The organism is Mesorhizobium sp. M0830 (assembly GCF_040319965.1).
Taxonomy (GTDB): Bacteria; Pseudomonadota; Alphaproteobacteria; order Rhizobiales; family Rhizobiaceae; genus Mesorhizobium.
In genome coordinates, this window is record NZ_JAMYOR010000061.1 from 23,286 (window position 1) to 42,293 (window position 19,008).

At 63.8% G+C, this 19,008-nt stretch carries 15 protein-coding genes; 11 read left to right on the forward strand and 4 right to left on the reverse strand.

All coding sequences use genetic code 11. The annotated features are described in order from the left end of the window. Positions 1–6: 6 nt before the first annotated feature. The 4 genes from NKI20_RS27260 (at position 7) to NKI20_RS27275 (ending at position 7,613) form a co-directional block, all read left to right on the forward strand. Positions 7–3,867, forward strand: coding sequence for a DUF7929 domain-containing protein (locus NKI20_RS27260; RefSeq protein WP_352836232.1), 3,861 nt, complete (start codon positions 7–9; stop codon positions 3,865–3,867). A gap of 220 nt (positions 3,868–4,087) precedes the next feature. Next, the gene (rpe, locus tag NKI20_RS27265) at positions 4,088–4,765 is read left to right on the forward strand and encodes a ribulose-phosphate 3-epimerase (protein ID WP_352608892.1); all 678 of its coding nucleotides are present in this window, start codon (positions 4,088–4,090) and stop codon (positions 4,763–4,765) included. Positions 4,766–5,168: 403 nt separating this feature from the next. Continuing rightward, positions 5,169–5,915, forward strand: coding sequence for a GntR family transcriptional regulator (locus NKI20_RS27270; RefSeq protein ID WP_352836235.1), 747 nt, complete (start codon positions 5,169–5,171; stop codon positions 5,913–5,915). A gap of 183 nt (positions 5,916–6,098) precedes the next feature. Next, positions 6,099–7,613: a malonate--CoA ligase gene (locus NKI20_RS27275; protein WP_352836237.1), complete on the forward strand. Its 1,515-nt coding sequence runs from the start codon at positions 6,099–6,101 to the stop codon at positions 7,611–7,613. 24 nt (positions 7,614–7,637) lie between these two features. On the opposite strand, the gene nagA is transcribed toward NKI20_RS27275, so the two are convergent. From nagA to NKI20_RS27295, 4 genes are read right to left on the reverse strand one after another with little or no spacing between them, the layout of a single operon-like run. Beyond that, positions 7,638–8,810 (reverse strand): N-acetylglucosamine-6-phosphate deacetylase, encoded by a 1,173-nt coding sequence (gene nagA / locus NKI20_RS27280; RefSeq protein WP_352734956.1) that lies wholly within the window; start codon positions 8,808–8,810, stop codon positions 7,638–7,640. Then, positions 8,807–9,859, reverse strand: coding sequence for an SIS domain-containing protein (locus NKI20_RS27285; protein ID WP_352836240.1), 1,053 nt, complete (start codon positions 9,857–9,859; stop codon positions 8,807–8,809). The genes nagA and NKI20_RS27285 overlap by 4 nt, the downstream gene beginning before the upstream one ends. After that, a complete protein-coding gene (locus NKI20_RS27290) occupies positions 9,856–10,638 on the reverse strand; it encodes a GntR family transcriptional regulator (RefSeq protein ID WP_023762462.1) in 783 nt (260 codons plus the stop codon). The genes NKI20_RS27285 and NKI20_RS27290 overlap by 4 nt, the downstream gene beginning before the upstream one ends. Continuing rightward, on the reverse strand, positions 10,635–11,516 hold the full coding sequence (locus NKI20_RS27295; RefSeq protein WP_352836243.1) for a glucosamine kinase nucleotide-binding domain-containing protein: 882 nt from the start codon (positions 11,514–11,516) through the stop codon (positions 10,635–10,637). Before NKI20_RS27295 ends, NKI20_RS27290 begins: the two co-directional genes overlap by 4 nt. A 198-nt stretch (positions 11,517–11,714) precedes the next feature. Here NKI20_RS27295 and NKI20_RS27300 point away from each other — a divergent pair, with 198 nt between their 5' ends. The 7 genes from NKI20_RS27300 (at position 11,715) to NKI20_RS27330 (ending at position 18,754) form a co-directional block, all read left to right on the forward strand. Next, positions 11,715–12,674, forward strand: coding sequence for an N-acetylmuramic acid 6-phosphate etherase (locus NKI20_RS27300; RefSeq protein WP_352836246.1), 960 nt, complete (start codon positions 11,715–11,717; stop codon positions 12,672–12,674). A gap of 2 nt (positions 12,675–12,676) precedes the next feature. Beyond that, a complete protein-coding gene (locus NKI20_RS27305; RefSeq protein ID WP_023762459.1) occupies positions 12,677–13,936 on the forward strand; it encodes an ABC transporter substrate-binding protein in 1,260 nt (419 codons plus the stop codon). A gap of 243 nt (positions 13,937–14,179) precedes the next feature. After that, positions 14,180–15,109, forward strand: a complete 930-nt coding sequence (locus NKI20_RS27310) for a carbohydrate ABC transporter permease (protein ID WP_352836250.1) — start codon at positions 14,180–14,182, stop codon at positions 15,107–15,109. Between the two features lie 227 nt (positions 15,110–15,336). Further along, on the forward strand, positions 15,337–16,176 hold the full coding sequence (locus NKI20_RS27315; RefSeq protein ID WP_023761319.1) for a carbohydrate ABC transporter permease: 840 nt from the start codon (positions 15,337–15,339) through the stop codon (positions 16,174–16,176). Then, positions 16,173–16,649, forward strand: coding sequence for a DUF4304 domain-containing protein (locus NKI20_RS27320; protein WP_352836254.1), 477 nt, complete (start codon positions 16,173–16,175; stop codon positions 16,647–16,649). The genes NKI20_RS27315 and NKI20_RS27320 overlap by 4 nt, the downstream gene beginning before the upstream one ends. Beyond that, positions 16,642–17,697, forward strand: coding sequence for a Gfo/Idh/MocA family protein (locus NKI20_RS27325; protein ID WP_352836257.1), 1,056 nt, complete (start codon positions 16,642–16,644; stop codon positions 17,695–17,697). Before NKI20_RS27320 ends, NKI20_RS27325 begins: the two co-directional genes overlap by 8 nt. Positions 17,698–17,755: 58 nt before the next feature. Further along, a complete protein-coding gene (locus tag NKI20_RS27330; RefSeq protein WP_352836260.1) occupies positions 17,756–18,754 on the forward strand; it encodes an ABC transporter ATP-binding protein in 999 nt (332 codons plus the stop codon). Positions 18,755–19,008 lie beyond the last annotated feature (254 nt).

Sequence of the window (19,008 nt, forward strand, 5' to 3'; positions counted from 1 at the left end):
GGGAAGATGAAAAATCTCGCACTCTCCCCGTTCGCCCAGAGCAGCCAATTAACCGGCACTCAAACAACCGTCATGGAGACGATCATGAAACCCCTGTCATACGCCAGGCGCGGCGCGCACTGGCTGATGGCGGCCGGTATCGCGGTCGCCATGCTGACCCCGGTGCAAGGCTTTGCGGAAGACGCCGCCCCGATCACCCCGGAGCTGAAGCTCGATCTCGACAGTTCGCGCGTCATCAATCCGAGGCCCGACCGGGTCGTACCCTTCTTCACCAAGAAAGGCACTCAACGAGGCTGCGACTATGTCGTCTATTCGCTGAGCTTCGGCCTGCGCGGTGATCCGCAGGGCCTTGCCGACCCGAGCCTGGAAGCCAGGCTGAAGAAGGTCCGGGTCGATTTCAAGGACCAGCTTCCGCACGGCCTTGAGATCGTCAACGTCGATGTGTCCGGCGACGGCACGGATTCGTCCGGCGGACCGCTGCCGGGGGCGACGATCAGCACGTCGGCAAATCCGAACGATACGGCTGTTGTTTCCGATTTCCGTATCTCCACTTCCGATCTCGATGGCATCGGGGCTCCCAATGAGCGCATCATCAACTTCAAGATCACGGCCAAGATCAATCATGCGGCATTTCCCGCGCCGACGATCGTCGACAACCAGGGCATGATCAAGTTGACCGCCGGACCAGGCACCGGGACCATTATCCCGTCGCAGGATCCGGGCAAGCCCGACGACGGCGACTTCAAGACCGGCGAAAAGACCTCGATCAAGATCGATGTCAGCAAGTGCAATCCGCCACCACCGCCTCCCGGCAAGGAGTGCTTCAAGGTGGAGCGCGGCACGGTCGACTGCGTGCCCGGCGGCGGCGCCTTCATCTACCACATGCCGGTCGGCCCGGAGATGGGCGGCAAATGGGTGCAGGTGTCGACGACCACGCCCGGCATCACCATCATCCCCGACACGCAGCCGGTGCCGGCGGGCGGCGGTGTGCTCAACTGGAAGATCGTCGGCGCATCGCCCGGTGACGTCATCCACCTCGTCGTCACCGGCATCGAAACCTATGCCGGTCCGAAGGAAGGCTGGGGCCTGTGCTGCACGCAGACGATCGACATCGTCATCCCGCGTGACCAGAGATGCCCGCCCAAGGACAAGGAACCGGATCTCAAGGTCGAGAAACGCGCCGACGTGTCGCGTTGCACGATGGGCGGCGGCTGCGACTTCACCATCAGGGTCACCAATGTCGGCACCGGTGCCTACCACGGCAAGATCGTGCTCGACGAAGTGACGCTGCCGGCCGGCTCGACGCTCGATTCAGGCCCCAATCCGCCCTGGGTCTGCGTGCCCGGCACCACCCCGATGACGTGCACCTATCCGGTGACCACGCTCAATCCGGGAGCCTCGGTCGACCTCAAGCTCGGCTTCAAGCCGGCCGGGGGCTGGCAAGGCGGCGCCTTGCGCAACTGCGCCACCTATAATTATGGGGCCAGCGGCAAGCCGCTTTTCGGCAGCCAGTCGAACGATCGCGGCTGTGCCTCGATCCCGATCTGCCGGCGTGGCGATCGTGACCGCGACTGCCGGCCGCCGGTCGAAAAGAAGGTCGACCTGATCCTGAAGAAGCGCGCCCGCATCCCGGTCTGCACGGCCGACGGCATCTGCTACTTCGTGATCGACATCATCAACAACGGCACATCGACCTATAACGGGCCGCTGACGGTGATCGACAGCTATCCGGCCGGTGCACCGTCCTCCTCGACCTTCGGCCCGAGCCCACCCTGGACATGCGGACCAAATGGCCCCGGCCAGTTCCGCTGTGACAATGCGGGGATCTCGCTGCCTCCGGGCGCCTCGACACCGATTGTCGTCAAGGCGGTCATGCCCGCCGGCTACCAGTCGGACACGGTCGAGAACTGCGCGGTGGTGAAGGCCATCCCCGGTGAGGTCGACCTCACCAACAACAAGGCTTGCGCCAAGGAACGCTTCGGTCATCCCAATGGCGGCAAGCCGGCCCTGCGCATCACCAAGGTGTGCAACGGCTCGCTCGCCGGTGCCGCGGTCGTCTCTTGCCGCATCACTGTCATCAGCGTTGGCACCGCTGCCCCCACCGGCCCGGTGCGGGTCAACGATGCCGCCACACTGGTGGCTGGCACCGCGCCCGTCCAGATCCAGTCCGTCACTCCTGACGGCGCGGAATGGGCCTGCGGACCGGTTCCGGCCAATGCGCTGTCGTGCCAGATCCCCGGTGCCGTGATGACACCTGGAACCAGCCGCCACTTCGACGTGACGGTTTCGGCGAACGGCGCGTTCGAGAACTGCGCGCGCGGCTCGTATGGTCCGGCGCCGGGCGACGACATCGTCTATCCGATCGGCCAGGCCTGCGCCAAGGGCGGCGGCTCTTCGACCATCCGCGTCGAAAAGACCGGCGACCGCGAATGCAAGCTCGGCCAACCCTGCTCGTTCGAGATCACCATCACGAACGACGGCACAAGCCCCTTCTCCGGGCCGGTCCGCATCGGTGATGCGATCGGCGTGGAGGGTCTCGGCAGGCTGGAAGGGGTTGAGATCACTTCGATCGATCCGCCCTTCGGCTGCTCGCCGGAACCGACAAGCTTGCCGCTGTCCTGCATTGCCAACCTGACGCTCGGCGCAGGCGAAAGCCAAATGCACCATGTCACCGTGGTCATTCCCGACGACGGCCGCCTGGCCAATCTGCAGGGCAACGTCAGCGGCCAGAACTGCGTTGGCGTCCTGTCTCCCGACACACGGGTGCAGGGCGGTGGCGACGTGCTTTCCGGCGATCAGACCAACATCCAGGGCGATCGCGGCAAAGCCTATGCCTGCCATCCCTTCTCCATCAGCCACGAGACGAAGAAGGAATGCTCGGCAGGCTTCGTCCTGAACGGCGCCGGCCGGTGCGTCTGCCCGCCCGGTACGACGTTCCGCAACGGCCAGTGTTCGCCGGGTGGCGGTATCGTGCCGAAGCCGGAGCCGAAGCGCTGCGTGCTGCTCGAAGGCCAGATCCGCACCGAGGACGGACGCTGCGTCTGTCCACGCGGAACCGGGCTTGAGAACGGCAAATGCGTCAGGACCGACAAGCCCGAGCAGTGCGTGATCCGTGGCCAGGTCCACAATGCCGATGGCGATTGCGTCTGCCCCAAGGGTACGGAAGTCAGGGACAACGCCTGCCGTCCGATCCGGCCGAAGCCCGAGCAGTGCACGATCCGTGGCCAGGTCCACAATGCCGATGGCGATTGCGTCTGCCCCAAGGGTACGGAAGTCAGGGACAACGCCTGCCGTCCGATCCGGCCGAAGCCCGAGCAGTGCACGATCCGTGGCCAGGTCCACAATGCCGATGGCGATTGCGTCTGCCCCAAGGGTACGGAAGTCAGGGACAACGCCTGCCGTCCCATCCGGCCGAAGCCTGAGCAGTGCACGATCCGTGGCCAGGTCCACGACGCCAACGGCGATTGCGTCTGCCCGAGGGGTACCGAAGTGCAGGGCAATGCCTGCCGGCGCAAGCAGCCTGATCTGCAGCAGTGCGACATACGCGGCCAGGTCCACAACAAGCGCGGCGAGTGTGTCTGTCCGCGTGGAACCGAAGTGATCAACGGTGCGTGCCGCAAGCCTAACCAGGAGGTGGAATGCGCACCGGGCTCGCAGATGATCGATGGCCAGTGCCAGCCGATCATCAGGCGGCACTGCCCGGACGGCACGATCGGGCGGTATCCGAACTGCCGCCCAGTCCGCGGGCAACCGTCGCTGGAGCTCAACCCGGGCCTGCTGCTGCAGCTACTGCCAAGGCGCATGCCACAGGCCGAACAGCAGCAGGATCCGGCTCCAAACAGAATGCTGAAACTCCAGCAGCAATAACCGGCTGCTCGACGCCAGACCAGAACCCGCCGGAGCAATCCGGCGGGTTTTTCGTCAATGCTCGGGGCAAGCGTAAATTGGCTGCAACACGATCGGAGACGCCGCAACGCCACGCCAGCCCGTGCAGCGACCGCGCCTGCGCACTCGACAAGTCACCCGTGGCGCATTAGGCAGTCGATAGAGTGGCCGGACGAAAAGGGCGCTCGGAAAGGCGGCACCTGTGAGCAAAAAGACCCTGATCGCACCTTCGGTGCTGGCGTCGGATTTTTCCAAACTCGGTGATGAGGTTGAAGCGGTGGTGGCGGCCGGCGCCGACTGGATTCATCTCGATGTGATGGACGGGCATTTCGTCCCCAACATCACCTTTGGCCCGCCGGTGATCAAGGCGATCCGCGACCGCACCAAGGCCTTCTTCGACTGCCATCTGATGATTGCCCCGGCCGACCCCTACCTGGCTGCTTTTGCCGAGGCAGGCTGCGACGGCTTGACGGTGCATGCCGAGGCCGGACCACATCTCGACCGCTCGCTGCAGACCATCAGGAACCTTGGCAAGAAGGCTGGTGTGTCGCTCAATCCGGCGACGCCGGAAAGCACGGTCGAATACGTGCTCGACCGGCTCGATCTGATCCTGGTCATGACCGTCAATCCGGGCTTCGGCGGCCAGGCCTTCATTCCGGCAATCGTAGACAAGGTGAAGCGGATCAAGGCGCTGATCGGCAGCCGGCCGATCCGCATCGAGATCGACGGCGGCGTCTCGGCCGAAACCGCGCCGCTGGTCACGGCCGCCGGCGCCGACATTCTGGTGGCGGGCGCCGCCATCTTCAAGGGCGGCAGTGTCGAAGCCTACCGGCAGAACATCCAGGCGATCAGGACGGCAGCCGACAACGCAGCCGGCTAATTCGCGACGTATCCGTCTCCGATCAATCCGATATGCCGGCCAAGGGCCCGGTGCCGGGCGCCGGCTTGTGAGCGATGGTGCCGCGGCATCGGATCTGGAAGCGGAGGCGGTCTGATTCGGTGTTCGCCGCCAAACAGAACAGTTGGTCCCACGCACATACAAAAGAACAGGACGAACAGATTCTCCTGCGTGCATAGAAAACATGTCAAGTTTCCGCAGGTTGTAGGGATGCGCGAAATTACAGCATCGAGCTCTGGAAAGCCGTATATTCCTTTGTGCTTAAGTACAATAGCGTGGCCTTCTGCTTGAGCGCACAACAGCAGGTACTGTATGGTACATGTACGAAAGGGGAATGCTTTCGGACTCGAATTGCCCAAAACAAAATTGGGAACAAGGAGTCGCTTTGACATACGGAGCCGCCAATCTGAACGACGACGCTGCAGGACCCAAAAGCACCCTTGCCAGCGCGGTCTACCAGCAATTGCGCGACGACCTTCTCGGGGGTGTTCTTGAAGCCGAGAGCAAGCTGCGGGTCGAGTGGGTGGTCTCCAAATATGGGGCTGGCGCCTCTCCTGTCCGCGAAGCCCTCAATCGCCTTGCTTCGGAAGGGCTTCTCGGCCGCCACGACCAGCGCGGCTTCTTCATCATGCCGATTAGCGCGTCGGAGCTCGAGGAGCTGACGCGCACCCGCTGCTGGCTCGAGGAGCGGGCGCTTCGCGAATCCATCGCCCACAGAACCGCCGAATGGGAAGAACAGCTCGTCCTGGCGCTGCATCGCCTGGGCCGCGCGTCACGTTTTTCGCCGCAGAATCCCGTCTCGCTCGATCCGGATTGGGAGCGGCTGCACCGCATCTTCCATAGGGTGCTGATCTCGGCCTGCCGGTCGCAATGGCTGGTGGGGTTCTGCGATCAACTTTCCGATCACGCCTATCGCTATCGGCAAATGGTTCATGACGGCGAAGGTGTCCAGCGCGACCTTTTCGGCGAGCATCGCCTGATCGCCGAACATGCGCTGGATGGCAATGCCGACGGCGCGGTCGAGGCGCTGATCAACCACTACCAACTGACCGCCGCCTTGTGCATGAAACGCTTCGAGCAGGACGAAGCCGCAAAGGCGATCGCCGGCAAGGCCGGACACGACCGGCGATAGCGGTCGTTTTCCCCGCGGGTCCTTACGATCATTGTTGCCATCCAGCGGCATGGCACGGCCGGCGCGAATCCCTGTCCGCGGTCTTGACGGCGGAGCCAAGAACCGCGAACTCTTCGCCGCCAAGGCATGCCGTTCCAAGCGCGTGTGCAAGGCCCGCCGTTCCGCCGCCCCAGGGAAGTCTTCATGAGCAATCATCTGTTCGATGCGTTCCGGTCCCGGATGCCGGCGCCTGGGCGCCTGCTGATGGAAACCGATGACGGCCGCTCGCTCAGCTATGGCTATATGCTGGAGGGCTCGGCCCAGCTCGCGCATGCGCTCTTGCAGTTGGATGTCGAACCGGGCGACCGGGTCGCCGTTCAGGTCGAGAAGAGCCCCGAAGCGGTTCTGCTCTATCTCGCCTGCCTGCGTGCCGGCGCCGTCTTCCTGCCACTCAATACCGCCTACACGTTGACTGAGCTGGAGTATTTCTTCAGCGATGCCGAGCCACGGCTGGTCGTCTGCGATCCCGCGAGGGCAGCCGACATCGCAGCGTTGGCGGAAAAAACAGGCGCTGCCACAGTCACGCTCGGCCGCGATGGCCAGGGAACGCTCACCGATCAGGCCTCGCGGCTGCCGATGGATTTTCATGACGTGGCTCGCGGGCCGGACGATCTCGCGGCGATCCTCTACACGTCGGGAACGACCGGCCGCTCGAAAGGCGCCATGCTCAGCCACGAGAACCTCGCCTCCAACGCGCGCGTGCTGGTCGAGCACTGGCGCTTCACCGGAGAGGACGTGCTGATCCACGCGTTGCCGATCTTCCATACGCATGGCCTGTTCGTCGCCACCAATGTCATCCTGATGGCCGGCGCTTCGATGCTGTTCGAGCAGAAGTTCGATCCGGCCCGCATCGTCTCGCTGCTGCCCCGCGCCACGGTCCTGATGGGCGTGCCGACCTTCTATGTGCGCCTGCTGCAGCAGGATGGACTGGACCGCGAGGCGGCGAAAAACATCCGTGTGTTCATTTCCGGTTCGGCGCCGCTGCTGGCGGAGACGCACAGGGCCTGGCGCGAGCGCACCGGCCACGCGATTCTCGAGCGCTACGGCATGACCGAGACCAACATGAACACCTCGAACCCCTATCAGGGCGAACGGCGCGCCGGCACGGTCGGTTTCCCCTTGCCCGGCGTTACGCTTCGCATCACCGATCCCGACAGCGGCGCAGCACTTGCGCAAGGCGAGGTGGGCATGATCGAGGTGAAGGGCCCGAATGTCTTCGGCGGCTATTGGCGCATGCCGGAGAAGACCAAAGCGGAATTCCGCGCCGACGGCTTCTTCATCACTGGCGATCTCGGCCTCATCGATGCCGACGGCTACGTCCATATCGTCGGCCGCGGCAAGGACCTGGTTATTTCCGGCGGCTACAACATTTATCCGAAGGAACTCGAAAGCGAGATCGACGCGCTTGACGGGGTCAGCGAAAGCGCCGTCATCGGCGTTGCCCATCCGGATTTCGGCGAGGGCGTCACCGCTGTCGTCGTGCGGGCGCCGGCATCGCGGATCACCGGAGCTGAAATTCTCGGCGCCATCGGCGAACGCGTGGCGAAATACAAGCTCCCCAAGCGGGTCATCTTCGTCGACGAACTGCCGCGCAACACCATGGGCAAGGTGCAGAAGAATCTTTTGCGCGAGACATATAAGGATCTCTACACAGCCTGAAATTGGAGCTGCGCGGCCGGTCGGTCAGCCCGGGGCGCCAACCCCAAAAACCCTGTCGCCACCGATCCAGACACCCTTCATGTCGAGTTCGTCCGACAGCGAAACGATATCCGCCGCCGTGCCGTTGGCGAAGCGGCCGAGCCGGTGCGACTGGCCGATCGCCTGCGCCGGATAGAGCGAGGCCATGCGCAAGGCTTCCGACAGGTCCAGCCCGACGATCCGGTGGACGTAGCGAACGGCCGAGATCATGTCGAGATCGGCACCCGCCAGCGTTCCGTCGGCAAGCCGCAGGCTGCCATCCCTGCGGTAGATGGTGCGGCCGTTGAGCGTGAACGAGGTCATGTCGGTGCCGATTGTCGCCATGGCGTCGCTGACCAGCACGATCCTGCCGGGACCTTGCTTCGCACGCAGCGCGATCTTGATGGTGGCGGGATCGACATGGATGCCGTCGGCGATGAGACCGGCCGACAATGTGCCGATGTCTATGGCCGCGCCTGCCAGCCCGGGCTCGCGGTTGCCGATCTGGCTCATCGCGTTGAACAGATGGGTGACCATCGAGGCGCCGGCCTTGGCAAAGGTGCTGGCCACCGCGTAGCCGGTGTCGGAATGGCCAAGGCTGACGATGATTCCGGCCTTGGCGAGTGCCGCGACGCGCGCCGGCTCGACGGATTCGGGTGCTATGGTGGTGAGCAGCACCGGCAGCTTTTGCCGCGCCGCGATCAGCCTTGCCTGGTCGTCGTCCGTCATCGGCCGGATCAGCGCCGGGTCATGCGCACCCTTGCGGGCGATCGACAGATGCGGCCCTTCGAGATGCAGGCCGAGAAAACCCGGAACCTTCTGCAGCGTCGCTGCCGCGCCGGCGGCAATCGCGGCGGCGGTGATGTCGGGTGTATCGGTGATCAACGTAGGCAGCAGCGCCGTCGTGCCGAACGGCGCATGTGCCCTGCAGATGGTTTCGAGCGACGCGACATCGGGATGGTCGTTGAGCATGACGCCGCCGCCGCCATTGACCTGTACATCGACGAAACCCGGCGCCAGCACGCCACCGCCGGTCGCGACGACGCGGACATCTGCGGCAATGGCCCCGGTGGGCAAAATAGCCTCGACCAACCCGTCGCGCACGAGCAGCGCGTGGCCGTCATGCCAATCGTCGCCGTCGAAAATCCGGGCACCGGTCAGGGCAAAGCGATCGCTCATACCGTCTCCGTCACCTTGCGAAGATTGCGCGGCGTGTCCGGGTCGAGGCCGCGATGGCGGGCAAGCGCCTCGACGAACATGTAGAAGGAAACGATCAGCGTCAGCGGGTCGGTCAGGGGATTGCCGGTGGCGACATGCGGCAGGCGCACGGCACGCTGGGCAAGCGCAGAGGTGACGAACACCGGCGCACCCTTGGCCGCCAAGCCGTCGGCGGCCTCGGCGACGGACGGTTCGGACGCGTCGCGCGCGGCCAGCGCCAGCACCGGAAAATCGGGGCCGATCAGCGCCAGCGGGCCATGCATGACTTCGGCGGCGCTATAGGCCTCGGCATGCATGCCGCAGGTCTCCTTGAATTTCAGTGCCGCCTCGTTTGCCATCGCCGCCGATGGTCCGCGGCCGAGGATGAACAGCGATTTCTGCTTCTCGATGGTTTCGGCGAGCACGCTCATCCAGTTGCAGGCGATGGCTTTGCGGAAGTGCTCCGGCAAGCGGGCAAGCGCTGCCAGCAGCGCATCGTCGCCGGTGGCATGCGCCATCAAAGCGAGACCGGCCACAGCGGAATTGATGAAGGTCTTGGTGGCCGCCACGCTGCGCTCGGGGCCGGCCAGGATATCGATGGCGTAATCCGAAGCACGCGCCAGCGGCGAATCGGCGGTGTTGGTGATGGCGATGGTCAGTGCGCCGCCGGCCCGCGCGGTTTCGGCCATGGCCACGATGTCGGGGCTCTTGCCCGACTGCGAGATCGCCAGGCAGGCCGAGCCGGCAAGCCTGAGCTTGCGCCCATAGATCGAGGCGATGGACGGTCCGACCGATGCCACTGCGAGGCCCGCGGTCAGCTCGACGGCATACTTCATGAAGGTGGCGGCATGGTCGGACGAGCCGCGCGCCACCGTGACGACAAACTGCGGGTCGCGTTCGCGGATGCCGCGCCCGGCCTCGGTCAGTACCGCGCCGGAGCCCTCGAGCAGGCGGGCGACGGCTTGCGGGATCTCCTCGATCTCGCGCCGCATATAGGTCGGCTTCGTCGACTTGGTTGGCTTTGTACTCATGATCGGCCCTCTTCACTCGGCCCCGTCAGCCGCAGTTCGGCGACGAAATCATAGGCGTCGCCCCTATAGATAGAGCGGGTGAATTCGATCACCTTGCCGCTCGCCAGATAGGAAATGCGCTCGATGTGCAGGCCGGCGATGCCTGGCGGTACTTCGAGCAGGCGTGCGTCGCTGTCGCCGAGATTGGCGGCGGAGATGCGCTGCACCGCCCGCACCGGCCGGTTGCCGGTCAACTCCAGCGCCGCATAGAGCGAGGAGCCAATATCAGCCGGATCCGGCAGCACGCTGGCCGACAGCGAGGCGCGTTCGATCGCCAGCGGCGTGTCGTTGGCAATGCGCAGGCGCGCCACCCGCGCCACCAGTTCGTTCGACGACAGGCCGAGCACCATCATCTCGTCGGGCGAGGGCGCGTAAAGACCGCGGTCGAGCCAGGCCGAACGCACCGCCATGCCGCGCCGCGCCATGTCCTCTGTAAACGAGGTCAGCCGCGACAGCGACTGCTCGACGCGCTCCATGCGCGGCGCCACGAACGTGCCGGAACCATGGCGCTGGACCAGGATGCCGCCCTTGACCAGGTCCTGCACCGCCTTGCGCACGGTGACGCGCGAAATGTCGGCCTTGGTGGCGATGTCGCGCTCGGACGGCAGCGCGTCGCCCGGCCCGATCAGGCCGCGATTGACCGCATCCTCGATGCTCTTGCGAAGCTGCAGATAGAGCGGCGCGCCGCTCTGCGCCTGATGCTTCAGCATGGCGAATATCTGGTCGGCGGCCTCGCTCATCGGGCCGCCTCCGCTGGCCTGGCGAACATACGAACTGCCATCTGCACCGCGCCGCCCAGCGCGTCGTCGAGCGGCGGCTTCAGCAGCGCGCGGTAGCGGGCCGACAGGCGCGGCGCGTAGAGCGGAGCCAGCCCGCCAAGCAGGCACAGCGGCGCGTCGTCCGAAAGGTCAAGCGCGCCGAGCGAGGCCTCGACATCGGCGACTGCCCTGTCGAGGATCCAGTTGGCGATGCTGTCGCCCTTCTCGGCATGCTCGAACACCTTGGGTGCGAAGCCGCCGAAATCGCCGGGCTTGGCATTGGTGGTGAATTCGACCACGTCCTCCGGATTGTTGCGGAAAACGGCCAGCATGCTCTGCGTCAATGGCGAATCCTCGCGAACGCCATCATAAGCAAGCAGCGTCTGCTCGAGCAGGTCCCGGCCGATGCGGGCGCCGCTGCCTTGGTCGCCGACCTGGAAACCCCAGCCGCCGATGGCGCGCGACTTGCCGTTCTTGCGCGCCATATAGGCGGTGCCGGTGCCGAGGATCGCCATGGCGCCGTCACCGGAGCCGACAGCGCCTTCGAGCGCGATCTCGGCGTCGGTCTCGACGCGGCTGATGCTGAACGGCAGGATCGCTTCGAGCTGCTGCCGGTAGGTGCCGACATTGGCGCCGGCGAGGCCAAGAATTGCCGGTGTCTGCGGGATCAGGTCCGGGTCCTGCCCGGCGTCGATGAACGCCTGCCGCGCCGCTTCGACGATGTTCGACCGGGCGCCGGTCAGATCGGTGCGGATGTTGGCAGCGCCGCTTTTGGCGCGGCCAATGACGGCACCGTCCGCTGTCGCCAGGGCTGCCCGGCAGCTGGTGCCGCCGCCATCGATTCCGAGCACGAAATTCACACGATTTCTCCTCCCGGCGGATAATACCAATAAAATACCAATAGCCAAGTGTTAATTTCCGAGTCAAAAAAATTAAGCCGTATTTTATTGAAAAACCACGGTATTCCGTCACTTCACTGATTTCCGACCCATGAGTTCGTTAATGCGTGTGGACAAGTGGTATTTTTTTGGTATTGTTCTGGTATTGGAGGAACCGGGATGGCCGAAACGCGCACCGAAGCGCTTCACAAAAATGCCGAGGGGCTGGATATCCAGGCTCCGGACGCCATCCTTTCCTATTTGGCCAATGCGCAGATTGAAGCCGCGAAAGTGGTGCGCCATGCCATTCCTTCGATTGCCAGGGCGGCCGAAATCGTTGCCGGCAGGCTGAACGGCGGCGGCAAGCTTGCCTATGCGGCGGCCGGCAGTTCGGGCCTGATGGCGCTGGCCGATGCGCTGGAGTTGCCAGGCACCTTCGGCATCCATCGCGACCGCATCGCTATCCTGATCGCCGGCGGTGACGAGGCCTTTCGGACGCTGGCCGGCGGACCGGAAGACGACACCGAGGAGGCTGCGGCAGCGGTCGCCAAGGCCGGCATCGGCGAGGGCGACTGCCTGATCGCCATCTCCGCCAGCGGCACCACACCTTATGCAGTGCGGGCCATCGAGGACGCCCGGCTGCGGGGCGCGGCCACAATCGCTATAGCCAACAACCGGGACTCGGCCCTGCTGCGACAGGCCGAAATCGCTATCCTGCTCGAAACCCCGCCGGAGCTGATCGCCGGCTCGACGCGCATGGGCGCCGGCACGGCCCAGAAGATCGCGCTCAACATGCTGTCGACGCTGACAGCGGTCCATCTCGGCCATGTCCATGATGGTTACATGGTCAATTTGAAGGCCGACAACATCAAGCTGCGCGACCGCGCGGCACGCATCGTCGCCGCCGTCAGCGGACGCGGCACGGACGAAGCGGCCCGTCTGCTCGAGAAGAGCGGCGGCGCGGTCAAGACCGCCATTCTGCTTGCCGCCGGCGCCGACAGCGCCGACGCGGCGTTGAAGATACTGGAAAAGGCTGGCCAGAAGCTGCGGCCGGCCCTTTCTGCTATAGAGGGGAGCAAGGGGTCAAAAGCCTCTGTTCTCATCAAAACCGAACCTGAAAAAGGTCAACAGGGAGACTGAGCATGACAAGGAAACTACTGACGGCACTGCTTCTGGGCACCAGCATTCTCGGCTCGGCCGGGGTCGCTTATGCCGGCGACGTAACGCTCAACATCGAAAGCTGGCGCGGCGACGACCTCGCCATCTGGAAGGACAAGCTGATCCCGGCTTTCGAAGCCAAGAACCCGGGCATCAAAGTGGTGTTCGCACCGTCGGCGCCGACCGAATATGACGCCGCACTCGGCGCCAAGCTCGCCGCCGGCTCGGCGGGCGACCTGATCACCTGCCGCCCGTTCGACAAGTCGCTTGAACTGTTCAAGAAGGGCAACCTTGCCGATCTCTCGGCGCTGCCGGGCATGGAAAACTTCTCTCCTGTGGCCAAATCCGCCTGGCAGACAGACGACGGCAAGGTGAGCTTCTGCGTGCCGATGGCCTCGGTCATCCACGGCTTCATCTACAACAAGGATGCTTTCGACAAGCTCGGCATCAAGGTGCCGGAGACCCGCGCCGAGTTCTTCGCCGCGCTCGACAAGATCAAGGCCGACGGCACCTACATCCCGATGGCGATGGGCACCAAGGATCTCTGGGAAGCCGCGACCATGGGCTACCAGAACATCGGCCCCAACTACTGGAAGGGCGAGGACGGCCGCGCAGCGCTGATCAAGGGCGATCAGAAGTTGACCGACAAGGACTGGGTCGCGCCGTTTGAGGAATTGGCCAAGTGGAAGCCTTATCTCGGCGATGGGTTTGAAGCGCAGACCTACCCGGACAGCCAGAACCTTTTCACGCTCGGCCGCGCCGCCATCTACCCGGCCGGCTCGTGGGAAATCGGCCTGTTCAACACGCAGGCCCAGTTCAAGATGGGCGCCTTCCCGCCTCCGGTCGAGAAGGCCGGCGACACCTGCTACATCTCTGACCATACCGACATCGGCATGGGCCTGAACGCAGCTTCGAAGAACGCCGATGCGGCCAAGACATTCCTGTCCTGGGTCGCTTCGCCGGACTTCGCCACCATCTACGCCAACGCGCTGCCAGGCTTCTTCAGCCTGAACTCCGCTCCGGTGAAGATGGCAGACCCGCTGGCGCAGGAATTCGTCTCCTGGCGCGGCAAGTGCAAGTCGACGATCCGCTCGACCTACCAGATCCTGTCGCGCGGCACGCCGAACCTCGAAAACGAGACCTGGGTTGAATCGGCCAACGTTATCAACGGCACCGATACGCCGGAAGCTGCGGCCAAGAAGCTGCAGGCCGGTCTCGACAGCTGGTACAAGCCGGCCAAGTAAGAGCTCAGGCTGAGCGCTGCTTATCTCCCCCCTCGAGGGGGGAGATGTCGCCGAAGGCGACAGAGGGGGTCGGTGGAGGCAGCCGCGACTTGATCGTTGCTTGAAAGCACGGTCAAATGTCGATGGCGCACTGCCTTGACCGACCCCACCCGCCTCGCTTCGCGAGGCACCCTCCCCTCGAGGGGGAGAGAGGCGCCGCGCCTTTGGCGGCATTTGCCAACCTGATCGGCGGGGACCGAACTCATGGCCGCAGACATCAGACCGAAACGACCGTTCCGCTGGCACATCGGCATCTTCCTGGCGCCGGCGGTGCTCGTTTACACGGCGATCATGATCCTGCCGCTCGCCGGCACGCTGCAGCTGTCGCTGTTCCGCAACATCGAGCAGCACCAGGTTTTCGTCTGGCTACAGAACTTCCGCACCCTGTTTGGCGATCCCAACTGGTCGGTGGGTTTCTGGAACGCGCTCAGGAACAATACCTGGTTCTTCATCATCCACATGCTCGTGCAGAACCCGATCGGCGTCATGCTGGCCGCCATGCTGTCCAGCCCGAGACTGAGATTCGCGGCCTTCTACCGCACGGCGATCTTCGTGCCGACCATTCTGTCCTTCGTTATCGTCGGCTTCGCCTGGAAGCTGATCCTGTCTCCGCTATGGGGCGTGGCGCCACATCTGATGGACTTTGTCGGCCTCAAAAGCCTGTTCACGCCATGGCTGGGCAAGGAGCACTATGCGCTGACCGCGCTCAGCCTGATCTCGGTCTGGCAGTTCGTCGGCATCCCGATGATGCTGATCTACGCCGCCCTGCTGTCGATCCCCGAAGAGGTGATCGAAGCCGCCGAATGCGACGGCATCACCGGCCTGTCGCAATTCTGGAAGATCAAGCTGCCGCTGATCCTGCCGTCGATCGGCATCATTTCGATCCTCACCTTCGTCGGCAATTTCAACGCCTTCGACCTGATCTACACCGCGCAAGGGGCGCTCGCCGGGCCGAACTATTCGACCGACATTCTCGGCACCTTCCTCTATCGCGCCTTCTTCGGCTTCCAGCTGCAGGTCGGCGACCCCAACATGGGCGCTGCGATCGCCACGATGATGTTCCTGATCATCCTCGGCGGCGTCTGCGTCTACCTCTTCCTCGTGCAGACGCGCCTGCGTCGCTACCAGTTCTGAGGGGGCGAGATGTCGAGCTTGAACACCCCCCTCTGTCCTGCCGGCCATCTCCCCCGCAAGGGGGGAGATTGGCAGCATCGCCCTTGCCGTTCTTCTTGCACCGTTGGCGATTGGCGAAAGCAGCGGCGACATCTGATCTCCCCCCTTGCGGGGGAGATGTCCGGCAGGGCAGAGGGGGGTGCCTGGGCGCCGCTCTTAAAAATTGCAGCCCGTCAGGAGACGCTCAGATGAGCACCGCCACTCGTTCCATGCCCCGCACCATCGGAGCCCACGCGATCCTGCTGACCTACACGGTGATCGCGCTGTTTCCGGTGATCCTCGTCATCATGAATTCGTTTAAATCTCGCGCTGGCATCTTCGGCGCGCCGCTGACGCCGCCGACGCCCGGGACATTCGACCTGATCGGCTACACGACCGTGATCGGCCAGGGCGACTTCATCCACTATTTCCAGAACAGCCTCGTCGTCACCGTCGCGTCGTTGTTTTTCGTGCTGCTGTTCGGCGCCATGGCGGCGTTTGCGCTGTCGGAATACCGCTTTCGCGGCAATTCGCTGATGGGGCTCTATCTGGCTCTCGGCATCATGATCCCGATCCGCCTCGGCACCGTCGCCATCCTGCAATTGATGGTGGCAAGCGGGCTGGTCAACACGCTGACGGCGCTGATCCTGGTCTACACCGCTCAAGGCCTGCCGCTCGCCATCTTCATCCTGTCGGAATTCATGAAGCAGGTGTCCGACGATCTGAAGAATGCCGGCCGCATTGACGGCCTGTCCGAATACACCATCTTCTTCCGCCTGGTGCTGCCGCTGGTCAGGCCATCGATGGCGACTGTCGCCGTCTTCACCATGATCCCGATCTGGAACGACCTGTGGTTCCCGCTGATCCTGGCGCCGTCCGAAGAGACCAAGACGGTGACGCTCGGCGCGCAATTGTTCCTTGGCCAGTTCGTCACCAACTGGAACGCCATCCTGGCCGCACTGTCGCTGGCGATCATGCCGGTGCTGATCCTCTACGTCATCTTCTCGCGGCAGCTGATCCGCGGCATCACGTCTGGAGCCGTCAAGTGAGCGAGGGTCGAGACATTATCGTCCAGAGCCTTGCCGAGACAGCGAGCCGCTATGGCTTTCGGGGCGTCCGCGCCACGAATTTCTACAGGGAGTGGCCGGAGACGATCTGCTTGCTGAACCTTCAGAAGTCGTCCTGGGGGCCGCAATTCTATGTCAATTCCGCTGTCTGGTTTAAGCGACTCGGGCCGGAACGCCGGCCGAAGGAATACAACTGTCACGTCCGTTGGCGCGTTGATTCCCAGATGGAAGACAACCAGTCGAAGGCGTTCACCCAGGCGCTCAATCTTGAGTACCCACTGCCCGACGATCATAGGCTGCCGCTTATCAAGGGCGGCATAGAGACTTACGGCTTTGGGCTATTGGCGCGTTGCGAAAACGAACTGACTTCTCTGCAGGTCGCAGATGAATGCGAGCCACATGTGATGGTGGCTCTCAAAGCCCGCATGCAAGAAAAGGCAGATTGCAATGGCTGAAACCCTGCGCGTTGTTGTCGCCGGTCTCGGCAATATGGGCCGCAGCCATGCGCTGGCGTACCACACCAATCCGGGCTTTCAGATCGCAGCACTCATCAACCGCTCCGATGTGCCGCTGCCGGACGGGCTGTCCGGCTACGGCATCAGGCGTTCCTTCGATGATGCCCTGCGTGACGAAAAGCCCGATGTCGCCTGCATAGCCACCTATTCCGACAGCCATGCCGACTATGCGGTGAGGGCGTTGGAGGCCGGTTGCCATGTCTTCGTCGAAAAGCCGCTGGCGACGACCGTGGCCGATGCCGAGCGCGTCGTCGCGGCGGCCAAGGCCAATGGCAAGAAATTGGTGATCGGCTATATCCTACGTCACCATCCCTCCTGGATCAGGCTGATCGCCGAGGCGCGGAAGCTCGGCGGCCCCTACGTCTTCCGCATGAACCTCAACCAGCAATCCTCGGGGTCCACCTGGGAGACGCACAAGCAGTTGATGCAGACGACCTCGCCGATCGTCGACTGCGGCGTCCACTATCTGGACGTCATGCTGCAGATCACCGACGCGAAGCCTGTCGAGGTGCGCGGCATGGGCGTGCGGCTGACCGAGGAGGTCGCGCCCTCCATGTACAATTACGGCCATTTGCAGGTGCTGTTCGATGATGGCTCGGTCGGCTGGTACGAGGCCGGTTGGGGTCCGATGATTTCGGAAACGGCCTTCTTCGTGAAGGACGTCATCTCTCCCAATGGCTGCGTGTCGATCGTGATGAAGGAAGGTGTGAAGTCGGATGATATCGACACCCACACCAAGACATCGACCATCCGCCTGCACAGCGCCGCGACCGGACCGGACGGCAAATTCGCCAGGCCGGACGAAATGGTGTCGATGGCAGGCGAACCCGGCCACCAAGACCTCTGCGACCTTGAACAGGCCTTCGTGCTGAAGGCGATCCGCGAGGACCTGGATCTGACCAAACATATGGACGACGCGGTCAAGTCGCTCGCCGTCTGCCTTGCCGCCGACGAGAGCGTGCGCAGCGGAAAGGCGGTGCGATTGTGACCGCAGAATTGCCGTCAGGGGTTGCATTCGCGCCCACATTCCAATCCGGAGGATCGCCGTGGGCTCGCTGAACATCGAGAACGTGAAGAAGGCCTTCGGGCCGGTCGAGGTGCTGAAGGGCATCGACCTTGAAGTGAATGACGGCGAATTCGTCGTCTTCGTCGGCCCGTCCGGCTGCGGCAAGTCGACCTTGCTCAGGGTCATCGCCGGACTGGAGGATTCGACCTCCGGCCGCGTGGTCATCGACGGCGCGGATGTCTCCGTCACGCCGCCGGCCAAGCGCGGCATTGCCATGGTGTTCCAGACCTATGCGCTCTACCCGCATCTGACGGTGAAGAACAATATGGGCCTCGGCCTCAAGCAGGCCGGGACGCCGGCGGCCGAGATCGATCGGCGTATCGGCATCGCCTCGTCGATGCTGTCGCTGGAGCCCTATCTCGAGAGGCGGCCGGCGGAACTCTCCGGTGGTCAGCGCCAGCGCGTCGCCATCGGTCGCGCCGTGGTGCGCGAGCCGAAGCTGTTCCTGTTCGACGAGCCTCTGTCTAACCTCGATGCCGCGCTGCGCGTCAACACGCGGCTGGAGATCGCGCAGCTGCACCGCCGGTTGAAGGCGACGATGATCTACGTCACCCACGACCAGGTCGAGGCGATGACGCTGGCCGACAAGATCGTCGTGCTCAACGCGGGTCGCATCGAGCAGATCGGCGGCCCGATGGAGCTCTACAATTCGCCGGCGAATGAGTTCGTCGCCGGCTTCATAGGTTCGCCGAAGATGAACTTCGTCGACGGCGCGAGGCTCGGAGAAACCGCCAAGACCATTGGCGTGCGGCCGGAACACCTGACCGTCGATCCGAAGGTGGGTGCATGGAAGGGAACGGTCGTCCATGCCGAGCATCTCGGCGCCGACACCAATCTCTATCTCGACTGCGAGAAGGCCGGGCTGATCACCGTGCGCATTTTCGGCGTCTATGATGCAGAGCCAGGCGCGACGCTCTACGCGACGCCGGATCCGGCCAAGACCTATCGGTTTGGCGCGGATGGGAAGACGATCAAGTAAATACGCCGGCGCTTCTCCCTTCCTCTCCCTCCGGAGGGGGGAGAGGTGGCTCGGCGAAGCCGAGACGGAGTGGGGGAAGCCATTCGCCAAACGCGCGCCGACAGCACAACCCCGAACAAGAAAACTCAAGTGGAAGCATTGCTTCGATGAAAAGGTCGACCCCCACTCCGTCGGGCTTAGCACGCCACCGGTGTCATATAAACAAAACCCAGCCCACGGCACGGAGAGGCATGGGGGTAGGCGGGTTTTGGGTT

Excerpts from the sequence above, each read along its gene's own strand:
- NKI20_RS27260 (WP_352836232.1), top strand. The coding sequence starts at position 7 with ATGAAAAATCTCGCACTCTCCCCGTTCGCCCAGAGCAGCCAATTAACC.
- NKI20_RS27275 (WP_352836237.1), top strand. The coding sequence starts at position 6,099 with ATGAGCAATCATCTGTTCGATGCGTTCCGGTCCCGGATGCCGGCGCCT.
- nagA (WP_352734956.1), bottom strand. The coding sequence starts at position 8,810 with ATGAGCGATCGCTTTGCCCTGACCGGTGCCCGGATTTTCGACGGCGAC.
- NKI20_RS27285 (WP_352836240.1), bottom strand. The coding sequence starts at position 9,859 with ATGAGTACAAAGCCAACCAAGTCGACGAAGCCGACCTATATGCGGCGC.
- NKI20_RS27290 (WP_023762462.1), bottom strand. The coding sequence starts at position 10,638 with ATGAGCGAGGCCGCCGACCAGATATTCGCCATGCTGAAGCATCAGGCG.
- NKI20_RS27300 (WP_352836246.1), top strand. The coding sequence starts at position 11,715 with ATGGCCGAAACGCGCACCGAAGCGCTTCACAAAAATGCCGAGGGGCTG.
- NKI20_RS27305 (WP_023762459.1), top strand. The coding sequence starts at position 12,677 with ATGACAAGGAAACTACTGACGGCACTGCTTCTGGGCACCAGCATTCTC.
- NKI20_RS27310 (WP_352836250.1), top strand. The coding sequence starts at position 14,180 with ATGGCCGCAGACATCAGACCGAAACGACCGTTCCGCTGGCACATCGGC.
- NKI20_RS27315 (WP_023761319.1), top strand. The coding sequence starts at position 15,337 with ATGAGCACCGCCACTCGTTCCATGCCCCGCACCATCGGAGCCCACGCG.
- NKI20_RS27325 (WP_352836257.1), top strand. The coding sequence starts at position 16,642 with ATGGCTGAAACCCTGCGCGTTGTTGTCGCCGGTCTCGGCAATATGGGC.